Here is a 17,007-nt window from a genome sequence, read left to right as displayed (position 1 = left end):
CGAAGACCCCCACGCCCCTTGGAGCAATGCACCTTGTCCGACCACACCTACGACTACGTGATCGTCGGCGGTGGCACCGCCGGTTCGGTGATCGCCTCCCGCCTGACCGAAGATCCCGGCGTCAGCGTCGCCGTCATCGAGGGCGGCCCCTCCGATGTCGATCGCCCCGAAGTCCTCACCCTTCGAAGCTGGATGGGGCTGCTCGGCGGCGAGCTGGACTACGACTACCGCACCACCGAACAGCCCCGCGGCAACTCCCACATCCGGCACAGCCGAGCGCGCGTCCTCGGCGGCTGCTCGTCACACAACACCCTCATCGCTTTCAAGCCGCTGCCGTCCGACTGGAACGAGTGGGCCGCCCTCGGCGCCGCCGGCTGGGACGCCTCGTCCATGGAGCCGTACTTCGGCAAGCTCCTCAACAACATCGTCCCGGTCGCCGAGAAGGACCGCAATGCCATCGCCCGGGACTTCGTCGCCGCCGCACAAAACGCGCTGGGCGTGCCGGAGGTCGACAGCTTCAACCGCCGGCCCTTCCACGAGGGCGCCGGCTTCTTCGACCTGGCGTACCACCCGGAGGACAACAAGCGCTCCTCCGCATCGGTCGCCTACCTGCACCCCTTCCTCGACCGGCCGAACCTCGAACTGCTGCTGGAGACCTGGGCGTACCGGCTGGAACTCGATGGCACCCGCGCAACCGGCGTGCGGGCGCGCACCGAGAACGGCGAGGAGATCCTGCTGCGGGCGTCCCGCGAGGTGGTGGTCTGCGCCGGCGCGGTGGACACCCCGCGGCTGCTGATGCACTCCGGCATCGGGCCGCGCGAGGACCTGGCCGCACTCGGCATCGAGGTCCGCCACGATCTGCCGGGAGTCGGCGAGAACCTCCTCGACCACCCGGAGTCCGTGATCGTCTGGGAGACGCACAGGCCGATCCCCGACAACTCCGCGATGGACAGCGACGCCGGCCTGTTCGTGCGCCGCGACCCCCGCTCTGCCGGGCCCGACCTGATGTTCCACTTCTACCAGATCCCCTTCACCGACAACCCGGAGCGGTTGGGCTACGAACGGCCCGCGCACGGCGTGTCGATGACACCGAACATACCCAAGCCCCGGAGCCGCGGGCGTCTTTACCTGACCAGCGCCGACCCCGAGGCCAAACCCGCTCTGGACTTCCGGTACTTCACCGACGACCACGACTACGACGCCCGCACCCTGGTCGATGGCATCCGGATCGCGCGGAGGATCGCGGCGGCCGAGCCGCTCGCTTCCTGGCTCGGCCGTGAGGTCTGCCCCGGCCCCGAGGTCACCGGGGACGCGGAGCTGAGCGAGTACGCGCGGAAGGTCGCCCACACCGTGTACCACCCGGCCGGCACCTGCCGGATCGGCGCCAACGACGACGGTCTGGCCGTGGTTGCCCCCGACCTGACGGTCCGCGGCCTTCAGGGCATCCGGATCGCCGACGCCTCCGTCTTCCCGACCATTCCCGCCGTGAACCCGATGATCGCCGTCCTGATGGTGGGCGAAAAGTGCGCCGACCTGCTTGTGTCGGACGCCGCCCGAAAGGAGGCCGCCTGATGGACGGCCACGATCCCGTCTTCTCGGTCCGCGGCCTGTGGAAGGTATTCGGGCCGAAGGCCGAACGCGTACCCGCAGACCCGCAGTACGCCTCGCTCTCCCCGGCCGAGCTCCGCGAGCGGACCGGCTGCACCGCGGCCGTCCGGGACGTCTCCTTCGACGTCCGCCGGGGCGAGGTGTTCGTCGTCATGGGCCTGTCCGGGTCCGGCAAGTCCACACTGGTCCGGTGCCTGACCCGGCTCGTCGAGCCCACCAGCGGTGAGCTCGCCATGGACGGCGAGGACGTACTGGCCATGGACCGGGCACGGCTCCGCGAACTGCGCAGGCACCGTGCCGCGATGGTCTTCCAGCACTTCGGTCTGCTCCCCCACCGCACCGTGCTGGACAACGTCGCGTACGGGCTGGAGATCCAGGGTGTGGGGAAGGCCGAGCGGCGGGCCCGGGCCCGCGAGGTCGTCGCGAAGGTCGGCTTGGCCGGTCTGGAGGACCGCCGCCCGAACCAGCTCTCCGGCGGCCAACAGCAGCGGGTGGGCCTGGCCCGCGCGCTCGCGGCCGATCCCGAAGTCCTGCTCTTCGACGAGCCGTTCAGCGCTCTCGACCCGCTGATCCGGCGCGACATGCAGGAGGAGGTCGCCCGCCTGCACCGCGAGGAGGGCCGGACCATGGTCTTCATCACCCACGACCTCGCCGAGGCCCTCAAGCTCGGTGACCGGATCGCACTCATGCGCGACGGCGCCGTGGTGCAACTCGGCACGCCCGAGGAAATCGTTACCCGGCCGGCCGACGACTACGTTCGCGACTTCGTGCGCGACGTGCCTCGCGAGCAGATCGTGCCCGTGTCCCGCGCTATGCGTCCGGCCATCGGCGACGAGGCCCGCCAAGGCGCAGTGCTCGCACCGGACGCCACGGTCGCCGAGGGCATCGCCGCCGTGGCCCGGGAGGGGGTGCCCGCCCGGGTCATGGCCGACGGCGAGCTCCTCGGGGTCGCCGACCACGCTTTGCTGCTCGCCGTGGTGGCCGGGCTCGCGCCGGCCGACGCCGGAGCGGACAGCGGCCCGGCGGGGGGCGCGGCCGGGCTTCCTGACGCGGCCGGCGCGGATCCGGAGTCGGAGCAGGCCACGGACGCGGTGACCGCATGAGCACCACCGCCTCGCGCCGGCCCGTCGCCCGCGACGGAGCGCAGGCCCACAGCGAGACGCCCCCGGCCCGCCGGATCCGGCGACTTTCCAGGCCCTCAGCCCCGGCGGTCCTCCTGTTCCTCGCCCTGCTGCTGCCGACCGCCTCGCTGCTCGCGGACGGCGGCTGGCCGCAGGCACTGCGCGTGGACCTGGTACCCGCCCTGGACTCCTTCGCCGACTGGGTGGTCGACAACCGCGAAAGCCACCCCGTCTTCCTCTACTTCCTCCTGCACCTGTCCAACGCGGCCACCGACTCGGTCGCCTGGGTGCACAGCCTGCTCACCTCGGCCGGCTGGGCCGGTGTGCTCGCCGTCGCCGCGGCACTCGCCTCGTACGCCGGAGGCGGCGGGCGCAGGGGTGGCGCCCCGGCCACCGTCGCTCTCGGCTCCCTCGCCGGCTGCGGCCTGCTGGGGCTGTGGGAGCAGGCGACCGAGACGCTCGCCCTGATGCTGGTGTCCGTCGCGGCGGCGTCCGTCCTCGGGCTGCTGCTGGGCCTGGCCGGCGGGCTCTCCGACACCGCCCAGCGGATCCTGCGCCCGGTGCTGAACACCATGCAGGTACTGCCGTCCTTCGCCTACCTGCTCCCACTCGTCCTGATCTTCGGCATCGGCACTCCCTCAGCGCTGATCACCACGGTGATCTATGCCGCTCCCCCCATGGTCCGGATGACCACCCTGGGCCTGCGCGGCGCGGATCCCGGGGTTCTGGAAGCGTCCCGGTCGTTGGGCTCGACCGGGTGGCAGCGACTGTGGACGGCACGGCTGCCCGTCGCCCGGCCGCAACTCCTCCTCGGCTTGAACCAGACCATCATGATGGCCCTGTCCATGGTGGTCATCGCCTCCGTCGTGGGCGCCGGCGGACTCGGTGAGAGCGTCTACCAGGCCCTGAAGACACGGGACTTCGGCCAGGGTCTCACCGCCGGACTGGCCATCGTACTCATCGCCATCTGGCTCGACCGGACGACCGCGGCGGCCGGGGCCCGTCTCGGCAGCCCGGTCGGCCGCCGGAGCACAGGGTTCGCCGTCGCGGTGGCGGCCGCCGGCCTGCTGGTGGGCCCGCGCCTGGCGGCCGGCTGGCCCGAAGCCCTGACCGTGGACATCGCCGCCCCTCTGAACACCGCCGTGGACTGGCTGGTCGGCGCCGCCTACCAGGACGTCCCCGTCCTCGGCGGCACCTCGGTCTGGGCGGGCAATTTCACCAGCTGGGTGCTCAACCCGCTCGACGCAGGGCTTCAGGCACTGCCGTGGTGGTCCCTACTGCTCCTGACCGGCGTGATCGCCTGGCTGGTCGGCACCTGGCGCGGCGCGCTGACCGCCGTACTCGCCCTGTCCTGCACCGGCGTGCTGGGCATCTGGGGCAAGTCGCTCTACACCCTGTCCCAGGTTCTTGTAGCCGTCGCTCTCACCCTGCTGCTGGGCTTCGCCATCGGCACCCTCGCAGCCCGCGTCCAGACGGTGGAACGACTGCTGCGCCCGGTGTTCGACGCCATGCAGACGCTGCCGCAGTTCATCTACCTCATCCCGGTCGTCCAGCTCTTCAACGCCGGGCGGGTCGCCGCGATCACCGCTGCAGCCGTCTACGCCCTGCCTGCCGTGGTAAGGGTCACCACCCAAGGCCTCCAGCAGGTCAACCCAGTCACCATGGAGGTGTCCCGCTCGCTGGGCGCCACCACCTGGCAGCAGATCCGCGACGTGCAGTGGCCGCTGGCCCGCCCGGCACTGCTGGTCGCCGCCAACCAAGGCGTCGTACTCGTCCTCGCCGTCGTCGTCATCGGCGGCCTGGTCGGCGGCGGAGCACTGGGCTTCGACGTGGTCAAAGGCCTCACCGCTGGCGAACTCGGCACCGGCCTGATCGCCGGCGCGGGCATCGTCTGCCTCGGCCTGGCCCTCGACAAGCTGACCCAGCCGTCCTCCGGACCGTCTTCCGTACTCGCCCGGCACTGACCGGCTCGGGCCGAACGAGCCCACCCCCACCCCCGCTCACCCGTAGGAAAGGCAGTCACCCATGACCACCCACACTCACAGTGTCCGCTCCGAGATCCGCCGGCAAGCATCGGCCCGAAACACGAGAGTCGGGCTCGCGGCGGCCGGCGTTCTCGCCCTGCTCACCGTCGGCGCGTGCAGCGCCGCCGAAACCGGTGGCGACGCCAAGACCGTCAGCCTGCACACACCGTCCTGGGTGGGCGCCGAGGTCAACACCGCTGTCGCCGCCTACCTGCTGGAGCACGAGCTCGGGTACAAGGTCAAGACACAGCAGATGGACGAGAACCCGGCCTGGGACGCGATGAGTCAGGGCAAGATCGACGCGATCCTGGAGGACTGGGGCCACCCCCAGGAGGAGAAGCGCTACGTCGAGGGCAACAAGAGCGTCGTCGCTGCCGGCGGGCTCGGCGTGACGGGCCACATCGGCTGGTTCGTCCCGAAGTACGTGGCGGACCAGCACCCGGACATCACCGACCACAAGAACCTCAACAAGTACGCCGACCTCTTCAAGACCCCCGAGAGCGGCGACAAGGGCCAGTTCATCAAGGGCGACCCGTCCTACGTCTCGCACGACAACGCCCTGATCGAGAACCTCGGCCTGAACTACAAGCCGATCGAGGCCGGCGCAGAGGCCACGCACTTGGCACAGCTGGAGCAGCTCTACAAGAACGAGAAGCCCTTCCTCACCTACTGGTGGACCCCGCAGTGGATGAACGCGACCATGGACTTGGTCGAGGTGAAACTGCCGCCGTACCAGGACGGCTGTGACGCGGACAAGAAGGCCGTCGCCTGCGCCTACCCCGATGTTGCGCTGAAGAAGTGGATGAACGCGGACTTCGCCAAGGAGGACAGCGACGCGGCGCAATTCCTGAAGAACTTCACGTGGACGACCGAGAAGCAGAACCTCGTCGCCAAGTACGTCGCCGCCGACAAGATGACCCCGCAGAAGGCAGCCGAGAAGTGGGTCAAGGAGAACGAGTCCACCTGGAAGGCATGGCTGCCGAAGAAGTAGCGCGTGGCGGGCGCAGTGCGCGCGCCACTCCCGGCAATCGCAGCCCCGGGTGGCGGCGTTTGACTGCCTCGGGTCCGAGGCCCAGAGGCGTCTCAGACCGGAGCGGGACCGGCCCGAGGGCCAGGTCCCGCTCCGGACGCCTCTTTCAGCCCTTCGGATTCCCCCAGGAGCGGGGTACCGCGGGGCCCGTCCGGCACCTCGGCCACGTCCCGTCCGAGCAGCCTTGACCCGTGAGCACGGCTCGCCGGGACCGGTGGTCGAGCAGCCTCACGTCCACCCCTGCGCTCACTACGGGTGCGCCGAGAGGCGACGGATGCCGTTCTCGCACTGCGAGCGCTGATGGCAGAAATCTTTGGTTCGGACGCCGCCTGTATTGATCCGCCTCGCCAAGCGCCCTGTTAGCCGGGCAGCTTCCCGCTCACCCGCTGGCGTGGTCCCGTTCCATAGGGGGATCACCGGGAACGACCAGCCACGCCCAGAGCAACAACGTCTCGCTCGCTTCCGGCGCCAGCAGCATGCACTCGGCCCCCGACCCCGGTCGAACTGGGCCAGAGACCGGCTCGGTCATGCGCGGGCGGTACGCGTGACCGACTCCTCGATCTTCGCGACGAAGGGTCGAATACCTTCGGCCGAAACACCTGTCAGCACGCCGAACGCCACTCGTTCCTGCGGCAGTTCACGGCCAGACTCCGAGCCGACCGCCGTAGGGATCACTTACCCGGAATCCGAGATGGGCGGGTCCCGGAACGGCAGATCAACCGTCCGCAGACCAGCGCCTGCCCCGTTTGTCCACAAGGAGCGCGCACTGTGCACGCTCGTACGGCTCCGTCACCCACGCGAGAACCGTTCGTCGACAGGTCCAGCCGGAGCCAGCGTGGGCCGACCCAGCTTCCCCGAAGGCCGTCCGAACGAGCACCCGGATGCGTACGCATTCCCGCCCTTGGCGTGTCGTCGGCGCAGGCATATCCGGAGTGCGGCATGTTCTCTCCGATGACCTATATCTCGCCATGGAGATGGTCCGGATCTTCGTAGAGGTGTCCGATGAGTGCGAGCGGTAGCGGGCACGAGCCGCCGAATGGCATGCCGCCATTGGAGGCCGGTGGGGCGGAAGACGCCAGTGCCGCAACCGCCTCAGGAACTCCGCGGCCCGCGAATCAAAACAGCGTGAAATCAGGGCCCGGTCGGGTGTCACGGCTGGGCAAAGCCGTACGTTCGGTTGCAGGGAAGGGGCCTCCCCCGGGGCCGACGCGGCCGGAGTTCTGGCGCAGCCCGCTCCGCGGCCCGTGGCTGACCGCGGTGTTCGGGCTTGTCCTGCTGTTCGGGATCACGGTGCTGTTCGTGACGGGCCTGCTGTCGTACGCCGCGTACAACCCGGATCTCGCGGCGGTGAACGACCAGACCCCCGACAAGGGGTGGCTCGGCTTCTACCTGTTCTCCTGGCCGACCTCGCCGTACTGGCTCTACCGGCTGACGCAGGGCGTCCACGTGACGCTCGGGGTCGTGCTGGTGCCCGTGCTGCTGGCGAAGCTGTGGTCGGTCATCCCGAAGCTGTTCGAATGGCCCCCGATCCGCTCGGCGAGTCACGCCCTCGACCGGCTGTCCCTGCTCCTGCTGGTCGGCGGCGCCGGCTTCGAATTCGTCACCGGCATCCTCAACGTCCAGCTCCACTACATCTTCCCCGGCTCCTTCTACACCCTGCACTTCTACGGAGCCTGGGTGTTCATCGGCGCCTTCGTCGTGCACGTGACGTTCCGGCTGCCCAGGGCCCTGCGCGCCGTCAGGCGCCGTCTCGGGGAGCCCGCCGCGGGTACCGAGGAGGCGGCGGGGCTGGTCGCGCCACACCCGGCGGAGCCGACCATCTCCCGCCGGGGCGCCCTGGCCATAGTCGGGCTCGGGTCCGTCGCACTGCTGGTGGTCACGGCGGGGCAGAGCATCGGCGGATGGTGGCGGCAGACCGCACTGCTGGCACCGCACGGCCGCGACCCGGGCTCGGGACCGAACGGCTTCCAGATCAACAAGACCGCCGCCTCGGTCGGCATCCGGCCCAGCGATGTCGGCCCCGCCTGGCGGCTGACCGTACGCGGGCCCGGAGGCCAGGTCGACCTGACGTACCGGCAGCTGCTGGCCATGACGCAGCACCAGGCGGCCCTGCCCATCGCCTGCGTGGAAGGCTGGTCCACCACCGACCAGCAGTGGAGCGGGGTCCGGCTCACCGATCTCGCCGCGCTCGTCGGGCTCGGCGTACACACGCCCGAGGTCCTGGTGGAGTCGGTGCAGCGTGGCGGCTCGTTCCGCTCGGCCGTTCTGAGCGACAGGCAGGTCCGCGACAGCCGATCCCTCCTGGCTCTCCGGGTCAACGGGGCGACGCTCTCGCCCGACCACGGCTATCCGGCGCGGATCATCGTGCCGGGGGCACCCGGAGTGCACAACACCAAATGGGTCACCCGCCTGACGTTCGGAGAGCCGGCATGAGCGCTTCGACCGCTTTCCGCCGACGCTACGGCGCCTCCCCGCTGCACCTGCTCCTCGTCCTTGCCTCGTTCGCCCTCGCGCTCTACGCCGGACTGCGCCTGTTCGAGGGGGACACCGTCGGCGTGGCCCTGTGGTTCGTCGGGGCGGCCCTCCTCCACGACCTGGTCCTGCTCCCCCTCTACTCGCTCACCGACCGGGCTGCTCAGACCCTCTTCATCCGAGGCTCCGATGAAGGCCGGCGCGCGCTGCGGGTGAGCGTGAACCACGTCCGCGTGCCCGCGTTCGTCTCCGGCGTCCTGCTCCTGGTCTGGTGGCCGCTGATCCTCGAACAGGTCGGACACTTCACCGCCGCGACCGCTCTTCCCGCGGACGGCTTCCTGGCCCGGTGGCTGCTGATCACCGCCGTGCTGTTCGCCGCCTCGGCCGTGGTCCTGATCGTACGGACGCGGCAACGGAACCGGTCTCAGCGGCAGGCGCGCAGTGCAACGAAGTGACGCCCTCCGGCGCTGATCCACCGCTCAGCCTCGGTCCATCCTTCCAACACGGCCTGGCGGTTCAGCGCCGTGGCTCCGACCATGGCCCAAGGGAAGATGTCACTCACGGGCCTCTGACCGGCATGGATGCGGACGCGGCGGCGCTCGTCCACATCGGTGGCGGCGACCTCCACCAGGAGGATGCCTTCCCGGTGCACGAGGGCCCGGACGCGGCGGAGCAACCGTCGGGGGTCGCCACCGATGCCGATGTTCCCGTCGATCAGCAGCGCCGTCCCCCACCGACCCTCGTCGGGGAACGGATCGAAGACCGACCCGCTCATCGCGCACCCGCCCCGGCACACCGTCGTGATCACGGCGGAGGGACAGACGTCGATGCCGAGGACTGGGCGGCCCCGACCCGTCAACGCCTCGACCAGCCGGCCGGCGCCGCATCCGATGTCCAGCACCCGGCCGGTGCACCGGCGCAGCACCGTCCGGTCGGCCTCGTCCGCCCGGCCACACCACCGCTCCAGGTCCAGGGGGAAGTGCCAGCCCTCCGCATCGCGCAGGGACAGGGGCGGGGCAGGCTGTGGGGCGTAGATCGCCCGCGCATAGGGGCGGCTGTTCCATGCCCGGTATTCGTGAGCTGTCATCCCCCATGTCTCGCCGCCCGCCGTGCCGGTGAGGCGTTCCAGGCAGCGGATTCCCCCAGACGGCCCCGCGTCTCCACTGTGGGAACCAGTACAGCCCTCTCCCGGCCGAGATCGTGACGATTGACTTACGTCCCCGAGGGTCCGGCCTCGGCGGTCTGATCGTGACGCCCGCGAGGTCACACGGGGACCGACCGGTGTTGCGGACGTCCCGGTACCGAGTAGAGGGTCCGGAACACCATTAGCTTCGCGTGCAGCCTGGCTGAACCTGATGAGGGAGCGGGACTTGACCGGGGACGGGGGGCGTCAATGGTCATGGTGAAAGCCACGTCGTCGCTGCCGAACCATTGCCTCGTCACTCCGCCCAGTCGGCGCCGAAGTGGCGCGCCCGGAGGTCCAGACAGGGGAGCGCGGTTGACGTTGACTCCTGCCCGTGTCTTCCGCAGCGGCTCCCACCCCGGTTCCAGGCCACTTTCGCGAATCGCCGATACCTGCCGCCACAGATCAATCGGGGTCAGGAACTACGCGTCCCGCACCGCGATGCCCGTGTCCGCCCTCGCGGTCGAGGCGTACGAACAGGCGGGCGTCCTCGTCGGTGTTGAGCTTGCGATGGGTGGCAATCTCGCGGGTGGCCTGGGGGAACTGGCCCGGAGGTTTACAGGTGCCGTCCTCGTCGTGCTCCCAGAGCCGGGCGGGGACTTCCCGGTCCGGCGTCCGGCTCATCACCGGTGTACGGCCCGTGGGCTTGTCGGCCCCGGCCGTACGCGCCGCCCCGACCTGCCGCTGGTGGTCGTCGCTGGCCAGCAGCTTTTCGTACGTGCCGTACAGGTCGGGCGGCGGGGGCCGCAACTGTGAGGCCGAGGCCAGTACGAACGGCTCGACCTGCCCCCATAAGGGCGCCACGGCCTGGCTGTCCCGGGAGCAGCCGAAGTAGCCACCCGGCCCCGGCCTTTGTCGCCGACCACGGCCAGATCCTTGTCGGAGCCGTCGCTCGTACGTGCGGTGCGCACCGGCGCCACCATCTTGTTGACGACGGTGGCGTCGAGGACGTCGAATCCGGTGGACTCGCTGCCGAAGCGGACACGGAACCGCGCGTCCAGGTAGTGGGTCTGCCCCGGGTCGATTCCTCGGAGGATGTGGTCGGCGGTGCGGCCGATGACGCGCTCCTCCTCGTCCGGCCCCTCGAGCCAGCCCGCACACGTCTCGGCCTGGAGGTGGGCTCGGAAGTGATCTTGCCCTTCCAGTTGCAGCTGGTACGAGGACTCCGCGTCGTACATCGCGAGGTTGCGCCGGACCACCTCCAGCAGAACGTCGTTCCAGTAATCCACCGCATCGGTGGTGGCAGCGTGATCATTCGGGGTGACCCATACGCTCTCGTAGGAGCGCGAGTGCGCGTCCCGATCAGCGCTGGTTCGCCGCTACCCAGAGTGCTGCCGCGGTCGCCAGGACGAAGGCTCCAGCCGCCAGTACGGGCACGCCGGGAAGCGGCGTCGCGTAGAGGACGACACCGGCGGCGGCGAGCACGGCGCCGAAGGCGAAGAGGGGCGAGACCCGAGTCCGAAACCGGCGAGTCATGATGGTTGCTCCCGTACGGAGGATTGGGTCGACCCAGGTTCTCACCTCAAGGCCCGCAGGTACACCTTCCCGCGAGACCAGGGTCACGGGGCCGGGCGGGGGAGCGGCGAGCCTGAATCCATCACGAGGGACGGCCCGTGCCATCGCCGCACTGACGCGATCCGCCTGCGCGTCGGCCACGGTACGGCCTGAGCGGTCTCGGGTCGCCGCGGTCCGGCCGGACGCGCAACCATTCGGGCGCCGAATATCCAGGTGCTGGCTGCTCAAACCTTCGAGCGGCCGACAATGCCATAACGTTCAAGTCGCAAACTTAGCATGAAGCAAATGTGTTGCAATCTCGTTACTTTGAAAAGATATTAGGGGGTATGTCCCATTTTAGGCTGGCTCGCCTCGCCGAACGGTCACGTCAGCCCCCCTCTGCGAAGCGAATGAAATACCACAGGACGGCGCTTCAGGTAAGCCATCGAGCCGGTGCAATTTCATTTTTTGCTGGGTAACTTCGGCCCGCATGACCACCGCTCGTGCAGAACCGGCCCACTACCGAGACAACGTCCTGGCCCTTCCCACCGGATTGCGCCTCGATCGCCCGAACGTGAGTGACGGCGCCGCCCTCTGGCGAATCGCCCGCGACTCCAAGGCCCTCGACCTCAACTCGCCGTACAGCTACCTGCTGTGGTGCCGCGACTTCGCCGGCACGTCCGCGGTGGTCCGGGACGCATCCGGGCAGCCGGTCGGCTTCGTGAGCGGCTACCTGCGGCCCGAGGCGCCGCGGACACTGCTGATCTGGCAGATCGCCGTCGACGAGTCCCTGAGGGGGCTGGGTGTCGCCGGCGCGCTTCTCGACGCGCTCTCCCGGCGGGTTGCCGAAGAGCACGGCCTGCGATGCCTGGAGGCGACCGTGACGCCCGACAACGCGGCCTCGGAGCGGCTGTTCGCTTCCTACGCCGAGCGGCACAGCGCGCAGGTACGGCGCGAAGTCCTCTTCGGAAGCGATCAGTTCCCTGACGAAGACCACGAAGCAGAGGTCTTGTACCGCATCGGTCCGCTGTCCTTCTGAACCCCGTTCGGTCCGGGCTCTGTCCCGCCTGCGTCTGCACGCAACACACCTGCACTGGAGCATACGTTGACCATCACCGCCCCGGCCCCGACCATCTTCGAGACCGTGGAGTCAGAGGTACGCAGCTACTGCCGCGCCTGGCCGGTCGTCTTCGAGCGGGCCAGCGGCAGCCGGCTCTACGACGAGCAGGGCCGCGCCTACCTCGACTTCTTCGCCGGCGCCGGATCCCTCAACTACGGACACAACAACCCGGTGCTCAAGACCGCCCTCCTCGAGTACATCGAGCGCGACGGCATCACTCACGCACTGGACATGTCGACCACCGCGAAACGGGCGTTCCTGGAGACCTTCCAGTCGACCGTCCTCCAGCCGCGCGGCCTCCCCTACAAGGTGATGTTCCCCGGCCCGACCGGAACGAACGCCGTCGAGGCAGCCCTGAAGCTGGCGCGCAAGGTCAAGGGGCGTGAAGCGGTCGTCTCCTTCACCAACGCCTTCCACGGCATGTCGCTCGGCTCTCTCTCCGTGACCGGCAACGCCTTCAAACGGGCCGGAGCCGGCATCCCGCTCGTGCACGCCACTCCGATGCCGTTCGACAACTACCTCGGCGGCCGGGTCCCCGACTTCCTCTGGTTCGAACGGCTGCTGGAGGACCAGGGCTCGGGGCTGAACCACCCCGCCGCCGTCATCGTCGAGACGATCCAGGGCGAAGGCGGTGTCAACGTGGCCCGCGCCGAATGGCTGCGGGGCCTGGCGAACCTGTGCCGCCGGCGCGACATGCTGCTCATCGTCGACGACGTGCAGATGGGCTGTGGCCGGACGGGGGACTTCTTCTCCTTCGAGGAGGCGGGCATCGTCCCGGACATCGTGACCGTGTCCAAGTCCATCAGCGGGTACGGGCTGCCCATGGCCCTCTGCCTGTTCAAGCCGGAACTGGACGTGTGGGAGCCCGGTGAGCACAACGGGACCTTCCGCGGGAACAACCCCGCCTTCGTGACCGCGACGGCCGCCCTGCAGGCGTACTGGGGCGACGGCGCCCTGCGCCAGCAGACGCTGGTGCACGGCGGACGCGTCGAGAGCGCCCTGCGCCGCCTCTGCGCAGACCACGAGGGCAGCGGAGCCGGCTACCGGGGCCGCGGACTGGTGTGGGGCATCGAATTCACCGACAAGCAGCGCGCCGAGGCCGTCTGCCGCAAGGCCTTCGAACACGGCCTGCTCGTCGAAACCTCCGGCCCCGAGGGGGAAGTGGTCAAGCTGCTCCCGCCCCTCACCCTCACGGCTGACGAATTGGACGAGGGACTCGACCTCCTGGCCCGCTCCGTCCACGAGACCGCCTGAACGCCCCACACCCAAGAGAGGCACAACACCATGATCGTCCGCTCGTTCAGGGACATCGAGGGAACCGAACGCCATGTCAAGGCGGCGTCGGGAACCTGGGAGAGCAAGCGCATCATCCTCGCCCGCGAACGCGTCGGGTTCTCCCTCCACGAGACGGTGCTCTACGCCGGCACCGAGACCTCGATGTGGTACGCGAACCACGTCGAGGCCGTCGTCTGCACCGAGGGCGAGGGCGAACTCACCGACGAGGAGACGGGCGAGGTGTACACCATCACGCCCGGAACCATGTACCTCCTCGACGGACACGAGCGACACACCCTGCGCGTCAAGAGCGACTTCCGCTGCCTGTGCGTCTTCAATCCCCCGGTCACCGGCCGCGAAGACCACGACCAGAACGGCACGTACCCGCTGCTCACCGAGCCGGACCAGGGCTGACCGGCCCAAGAGAGAGGAGAGGCAGACACCACCATGACCACGTTCCCCACCCTCACCACGGACCTGTATCCCACCAGGGGCGCCGAAGAGGTGCTCATCGGCCGCAAGGATCCCGTCGTCTGGTCGGAGCCGGGCACCGCGGGCCCCTTCTGGGCACACGAACTGGAAAGTTACGAGCGCGACGGATTCCTCCCGGTGGACCAGCTGATCACTCCGGAGGAGGTCGCCGGCTACAAGGCCGAGATGGACCGGCTCATCGCCGACCCCCGGACGCGTGAGGACGAACGCTCGATCGTCGAGCCGAAGTCGCAGGAGGTCCGGTCCGTCTTCGAGGTCCACCGGATCAGCGAGGTGTTCGCCCGACTGGCCGCCGACCCGCGTGTGGTGGGCCGGGCCCGCCAGATCCTGGGTTCCGACGTGTACGTCCACCAGTCCCGCATCAACGTCAAGCCCGGGTTCGGTGCGAGTGGTTTCTACTGGCACTCCGACTTCGAGACCTGGCACGCCGAGGACGGCCTGCCGCAGATGCGCACCGTCTCCGTGTCCATCGCGCTGACGCCCAACTACGTGACCAACGGCGGCCTGATGATCATGCCGGGGTCGCACCGGACCTTCCTGGGCTGCGCCGGAGCGACTCCGAAGGACAACTACAAGAAGTCGCTCCAGATGCAGGATGCCGGGACGCCCTCCGACGACGCTCTGACCAAGTTCGCCTCGGCGTGCGGAATCAAGCTCTTCACCGGCAAGGCCGGCTCCGCGACCTGGTTCGACTGCAACGCGATGCACGGCTCGGGGGACAACATCACGCCGTACCCGCGCAGCAACGTGTTCCTCGTTTTCAACAGCGTGCACAACCGGCCGGAGGCGCCGTTCGCCGCGCCCGTCCGCCGCCCGTCCTTCATCGCGTCCCAGGACTTCACGCCGGTGCGCTGACGCCCGTGGCCGCCTCGCCCGTGCCCGTCCCTCGCCGTTGACCATACACACGCTCCTGTTCACTGCCGGAAGGAACGACATGCCCTGCCCCCGCGCCCTCTCCCGACGAGGGTTCCTCTCCCGTACCGGACTGCTGGGCGGCCTGGCCCTGGCGCCGGGGCTGGTCACGGCGTGTTCACGCACCGAGGCGGGGACGGGCGCTCCCCGGGACGAGGGCGATCTCCTCGCGAAGCTCCGCGAGCAGGGATTCGTACGGGTGGGATTCGCGGGCGAGGCGCCGTACGGCTTCAAGGACGGCGACGAGCTCTCCGGTGAAGCACCGACACTGCACCGCGAGATCTTCTCGGCGCTGGGCGTTGCCGAGATGCGCCCCACCCTGACCGATTTCGGCGCACTGATCCCCGGCCTGCTCGCCGACCGGTTCGACGTCGTCAGCGCGGGCATGGCGATCACCCCCGAACGCTGCGATAAAGTGATCTTCTCGGAGCCCGAGTTCGTCTCCCCCACCGCTCTGATGGTGCCCAAGGGCAACCCCAGAGGGCTGAGCGACCTGAAGTCCTGCGCCGGAGCCGGCGTGACGGTCGGCGTACTGACCGCCGCGGTCGAAGCGGCGTACGCGAAGGGGGCTGAGGTCGCGGAGTCCGCCATCAAGTCCCTGGCGAAGCAGCAGGACGGGCTGGACGCGCTGGTGGCGGGGCGCATCGATGCGTTCGCCCTGACAGGGATCTCCCTGCGCTGGCTGGCCAGGACCAATGCCGGGGCGGCGGTGGAGGTGCTCGAGCCCTTCGTTCCGGAGGTGGACGGCCGCAAGCAGTACAGCCCCGGCGGAGCGGTCTTCCGCCCCCGGGCCACGGGGCTCCGGGACGCCTTCAACGCGGAGCTCGCCAAGATCACCGGTGATCCGGACCGGTACGTCGCTCTGATCGGCGCGTACGGGTTCACGGCCCGGGAGATTCCGCCCGCCACCCTGCGTACCGCCGATCTGTGCAAGGTCTGATGGTGGACCCCGATGGCTGACTTCGTCACCGAGTTCACGCGCTCGCTCCCCAGCATCGCCGACGGCGTACGGGTCACGGTCCAGGCGACCGTGTTCAGCGCCGCGGTGGCGCTCGTGGTGGCCTTCTTCTTCGGCTTCCTGGCGCGCTCACCACGCCTGCTCGTACGCGGGTCCACCCGGATCACCGTCGAGTTCTTCCGGGGCACGTCGCTGTACGTGCAGCTCTTCTGGCTGTTCTTCGCCCTTCCGGTGCTCGGCTTCCGGCTGGAGCCGATGGCCTGCGCCGTCGTGGCCTTCGGTCTCAACTTCGGCGCTTACGGCTCCGAAGTCGTGCGCGGCGCCCTGAATGCAGTCCCCCGCGCCCAGTGGGAGGCGGCTGTCGCTCTGGGAATGAGCCCGTGGCAGCGCATGCGGCGAGTGATCCTGCCGCAAGCCTGGGTCCAGATGATCCCGCCCTTCGGCAATCTCCTCATCCAGATGCTGAAGGCCACGCCCCTCCTGTCCCTGATCACCATCGCCGACCTCACCTTCGAGATGGACCAGCTGCGGTCACTCACCGGGAACACGGCCCAGGCCTACCTCGCCATCCTCGTCATCTACTACGCCCTCGCCGCCGCTCTGAACTCCCTCATGAAGGCAGTGGAGTCGGCTGCGAAGTCCCGCATGGGGCAGGGCACCGGGGGTGCCTGATGTGGTCCTGGGAGACGGCCCGCGAGGGACTGCCCGTGGTCCTGAGCGGTTTCAGAACCACCCTGTACGCCACCGTGCTGGGCTCGGCCGTAGCCATTTCCCTCGGCTTGGTGCTCGCCGTGATCCAGCGCACCTCGCCCCGCTGGATCACCCTGCCCCTGCGCTGGACTGCCGACTTCATCCGTTCCACCCCCGTGATGATCCAGCTCTTCGCCGCTTGGGTGCTCGTCCCCGGCCTGAACGCGCTGACGCTGGGCATCGTGGTCCTGGGCGTGCACTACGCGACGTACACCAGCGAGGTGTACCGGGCAGGGATCGACGCGGTACCGAAGGGCCAGTGGGAAGCGGCGGTCGCACTGTCGCTGCCCAGGCGCCGGGTGTGGCGGGCCGTGGTGCTGCCCCAGGCGGTCCGCAACGTGATTCCGGCTCTCGGCAACTACGTGATCTCGATGTTCAAGGAGACGCCGTTCCTCTCGGTGATCGCGGTCCAGGAGATGGTCCACCGGGCGAACGAATTCGGCAGCGTCCACTTCGCCTATCTGGAGGCGTTCACCCTCGCCGCACTCGTCTTCCTGCTGGCGAGCTACCCCACATCCGTACTGATGCGACGTCTGGAGAACCGCCTTGCCCGTTGAAACCGGGGCCG

The 17,007-nt window shown here is 69.2% G+C and carries 16 protein-coding genes; 13 read left to right on the top strand and 3 right to left on the bottom strand.

All coding sequences use genetic code 11. The annotated features are described in order from the left end of the window. Nucleotides 1-33: 33 nt before the first annotated feature. The 6 genes from DEJ51_RS30650 (at nt 34) to DEJ51_RS30625 (ending at nt 8,710) form a co-directional block, all read left to right on the top strand. The gene (locus DEJ51_RS30650) at nt 34-1,572 is read left to right on the top strand and encodes a GMC family oxidoreductase (RefSeq protein ID WP_150260882.1); all 1,539 of its coding nucleotides are present in this window, start codon (nt 34-36) and stop codon (nt 1,570-1,572) included. Beyond that, a complete protein-coding gene (locus DEJ51_RS30645; protein WP_150260880.1) occupies nt 1,572-2,711 on the top strand; it encodes a glycine betaine/L-proline ABC transporter ATP-binding protein in 1,140 nt (379 codons plus the stop codon). The genes DEJ51_RS30650 and DEJ51_RS30645 overlap by 1 nt, the downstream gene beginning before the upstream one ends. Then, on the top strand, nt 2,708-4,693 hold the full coding sequence (locus DEJ51_RS30640; RefSeq protein ID WP_150260878.1) for an ABC transporter permease subunit: 1,986 nt from the start codon (nt 2,708-2,710) through the stop codon (nt 4,691-4,693). The genes DEJ51_RS30645 and DEJ51_RS30640 overlap by 4 nt, the downstream gene beginning before the upstream one ends. 61 nt (nt 4,694-4,754) lie before the next feature. Then, complete coding sequence (locus DEJ51_RS30635; protein WP_150260876.1) at nt 4,755-5,744, top strand: ABC transporter substrate-binding protein; 990 nt, start codon at nt 4,755-4,757, stop codon at nt 5,742-5,744. 1,296 nt (nt 5,745-7,040) lie between these two features. After that, the gene (locus DEJ51_RS30630) at nt 7,041-8,216 is read left to right on the top strand and encodes a molybdopterin-dependent oxidoreductase (RefSeq protein ID WP_390135840.1); all 1,176 of its coding nucleotides are present in this window, start codon (nt 7,041-7,043) and stop codon (nt 8,214-8,216) included. Further along, nucleotides 8,213-8,710 (top strand): hypothetical protein, encoded by a 498-nt coding sequence (locus tag DEJ51_RS30625; protein WP_150260873.1) that lies wholly within the window; start codon nt 8,213-8,215, stop codon nt 8,708-8,710. The genes DEJ51_RS30630 and DEJ51_RS30625 overlap by 4 nt, the downstream gene beginning before the upstream one ends. On the opposite strand, the gene DEJ51_RS30620 is transcribed toward DEJ51_RS30625, so the two are convergent. The 3 genes from DEJ51_RS30620 to DEJ51_RS34750 form a co-directional block, all read right to left on the bottom strand. Next, complete coding sequence (locus DEJ51_RS30620; RefSeq protein ID WP_150260871.1) at nt 8,680-9,342, bottom strand: methyltransferase domain-containing protein; 663 nt, start codon at nt 9,340-9,342, stop codon at nt 8,680-8,682. The two genes, DEJ51_RS30625 and DEJ51_RS30620, sit on opposite strands and share 31 nt — an antisense overlap. A 501-nt stretch (nt 9,343-9,843) precedes the next feature. Then, on the bottom strand, nt 9,844-10,242 hold the full coding sequence (locus DEJ51_RS30615) for a hypothetical protein (protein ID WP_150260869.1): 399 nt from the start codon (nt 10,240-10,242) through the stop codon (nt 9,844-9,846). A 498-nt stretch (nt 10,243-10,740) separates the two neighbouring features. Then, nucleotides 10,741-10,914, bottom strand: coding sequence for a hypothetical protein (locus tag DEJ51_RS34750; protein WP_190620762.1), 174 nt, complete (start codon nt 10,912-10,914; stop codon nt 10,741-10,743). A gap of 508 nt (nt 10,915-11,422) precedes the next feature. Between DEJ51_RS34750 and ectA the strand changes: the two genes are divergently transcribed. The 7 genes from ectA to ehuD all read left to right on the top strand — a co-directional run bounded on the left by ectA (nt 11,423) and on the right by ehuD (nt 16,996). Further along, on the top strand, nt 11,423-11,971 hold the full coding sequence (gene ectA / locus DEJ51_RS30610; protein ID WP_051763202.1) for a diaminobutyrate acetyltransferase: 549 nt from the start codon (nt 11,423-11,425) through the stop codon (nt 11,969-11,971). Nucleotides 11,972-12,037: 66 nt separating this feature from the next. After that, on the top strand, nt 12,038-13,306 hold the full coding sequence (gene ectB / locus DEJ51_RS30605) for a diaminobutyrate--2-oxoglutarate transaminase (protein ID WP_150260867.1): 1,269 nt from the start codon (nt 12,038-12,040) through the stop codon (nt 13,304-13,306). Between the two features lie 30 nt (nt 13,307-13,336). After that, nucleotides 13,337-13,741: an ectoine synthase gene (locus DEJ51_RS30600; protein ID WP_150260865.1), complete on the top strand. Its 405-nt coding sequence runs from the start codon at nt 13,337-13,339 to the stop codon at nt 13,739-13,741. 33 nt (nt 13,742-13,774) lie between these two features. Further along, nucleotides 13,775-14,674: an ectoine hydroxylase gene (gene thpD / locus DEJ51_RS30595; RefSeq protein WP_150260863.1), complete on the top strand. Its 900-nt coding sequence runs from the start codon at nt 13,775-13,777 to the stop codon at nt 14,672-14,674. Nucleotides 14,675-14,753: 79 nt separating this feature from the next. Further along, nucleotides 14,754-15,671 carry an ectoine/hydroxyectoine ABC transporter substrate-binding protein EhuB gene (gene ehuB, locus DEJ51_RS30590; RefSeq protein WP_150260861.1) on the top strand — a complete coding sequence of 306 codons (918 nt, stop codon included), beginning with the start codon at nt 14,754-14,756 and terminating at the stop codon, nt 15,669-15,671. 12 nt (nt 15,672-15,683) lie between these two features. Next, nucleotides 15,684-16,361 (top strand): ectoine/hydroxyectoine ABC transporter permease subunit EhuC, encoded by a 678-nt coding sequence (gene ehuC, locus DEJ51_RS30585; protein WP_150260859.1) that lies wholly within the window; start codon nt 15,684-15,686, stop codon nt 16,359-16,361. Next, entirely contained in the window at nt 16,361-16,996 is a 636-nt protein-coding gene (gene ehuD / locus DEJ51_RS30580) for an ectoine/hydroxyectoine ABC transporter permease subunit EhuD (RefSeq protein WP_150260857.1), read from the top strand. Before ehuC ends, ehuD begins: the two co-directional genes overlap by 1 nt. Nucleotides 16,997-17,007: the final 11 nt, after the last annotated feature.

Source organism: Streptomyces venezuelae, from assembly GCF_008642275.1.
Lineage (GTDB): Bacteria > Actinomycetota > Actinomycetes > Streptomycetales > Streptomycetaceae > Streptomyces > Streptomyces venezuelae_E.
This window is presented reverse-complemented; position numbering and strand designations above follow the sequence as displayed.

Excerpts from the sequence above, each read along its gene's own strand:
- ehuD (WP_150260857.1), top strand. The coding sequence starts at position 16,361 with ATGTGGTCCTGGGAGACGGCCCGCGAGGGACTGCCCGTGGTCCTGAGC.
- DEJ51_RS30600 (WP_150260865.1), top strand. The coding sequence starts at position 13,337 with ATGATCGTCCGCTCGTTCAGGGACATCGAGGGAACCGAACGCCATGTC.
- DEJ51_RS34750 (WP_190620762.1), bottom strand. The coding sequence starts at position 10,914 with ATGACTCGCCGGTTTCGGACTCGGGTCTCGCCCCTCTTCGCCTTCGGC.
- DEJ51_RS30645 (WP_150260880.1), top strand. The coding sequence starts at position 1,572 with ATGGACGGCCACGATCCCGTCTTCTCGGTCCGCGGCCTGTGGAAGGTA.
- DEJ51_RS30635 (WP_150260876.1), top strand. The coding sequence starts at position 4,755 with ATGACCACCCACACTCACAGTGTCCGCTCCGAGATCCGCCGGCAAGCA.
- ectA (WP_051763202.1), top strand. The coding sequence starts at position 11,423 with ATGACCACCGCTCGTGCAGAACCGGCCCACTACCGAGACAACGTCCTG.
- DEJ51_RS30640 (WP_150260878.1), top strand. The coding sequence starts at position 2,708 with ATGAGCACCACCGCCTCGCGCCGGCCCGTCGCCCGCGACGGAGCGCAG.
- ehuC (WP_150260859.1), top strand. The coding sequence starts at position 15,684 with ATGGCTGACTTCGTCACCGAGTTCACGCGCTCGCTCCCCAGCATCGCC.
- DEJ51_RS30625 (WP_150260873.1), top strand. The coding sequence starts at position 8,213 with ATGAGCGCTTCGACCGCTTTCCGCCGACGCTACGGCGCCTCCCCGCTG.
- ehuB (WP_150260861.1), top strand. The coding sequence starts at position 14,754 with ATGCCCTGCCCCCGCGCCCTCTCCCGACGAGGGTTCCTCTCCCGTACC.
- thpD (WP_150260863.1), top strand. The coding sequence starts at position 13,775 with ATGACCACGTTCCCCACCCTCACCACGGACCTGTATCCCACCAGGGGC.
- DEJ51_RS30620 (WP_150260871.1), bottom strand. The coding sequence starts at position 9,342 with ATGACAGCTCACGAATACCGGGCATGGAACAGCCGCCCCTATGCGCGG.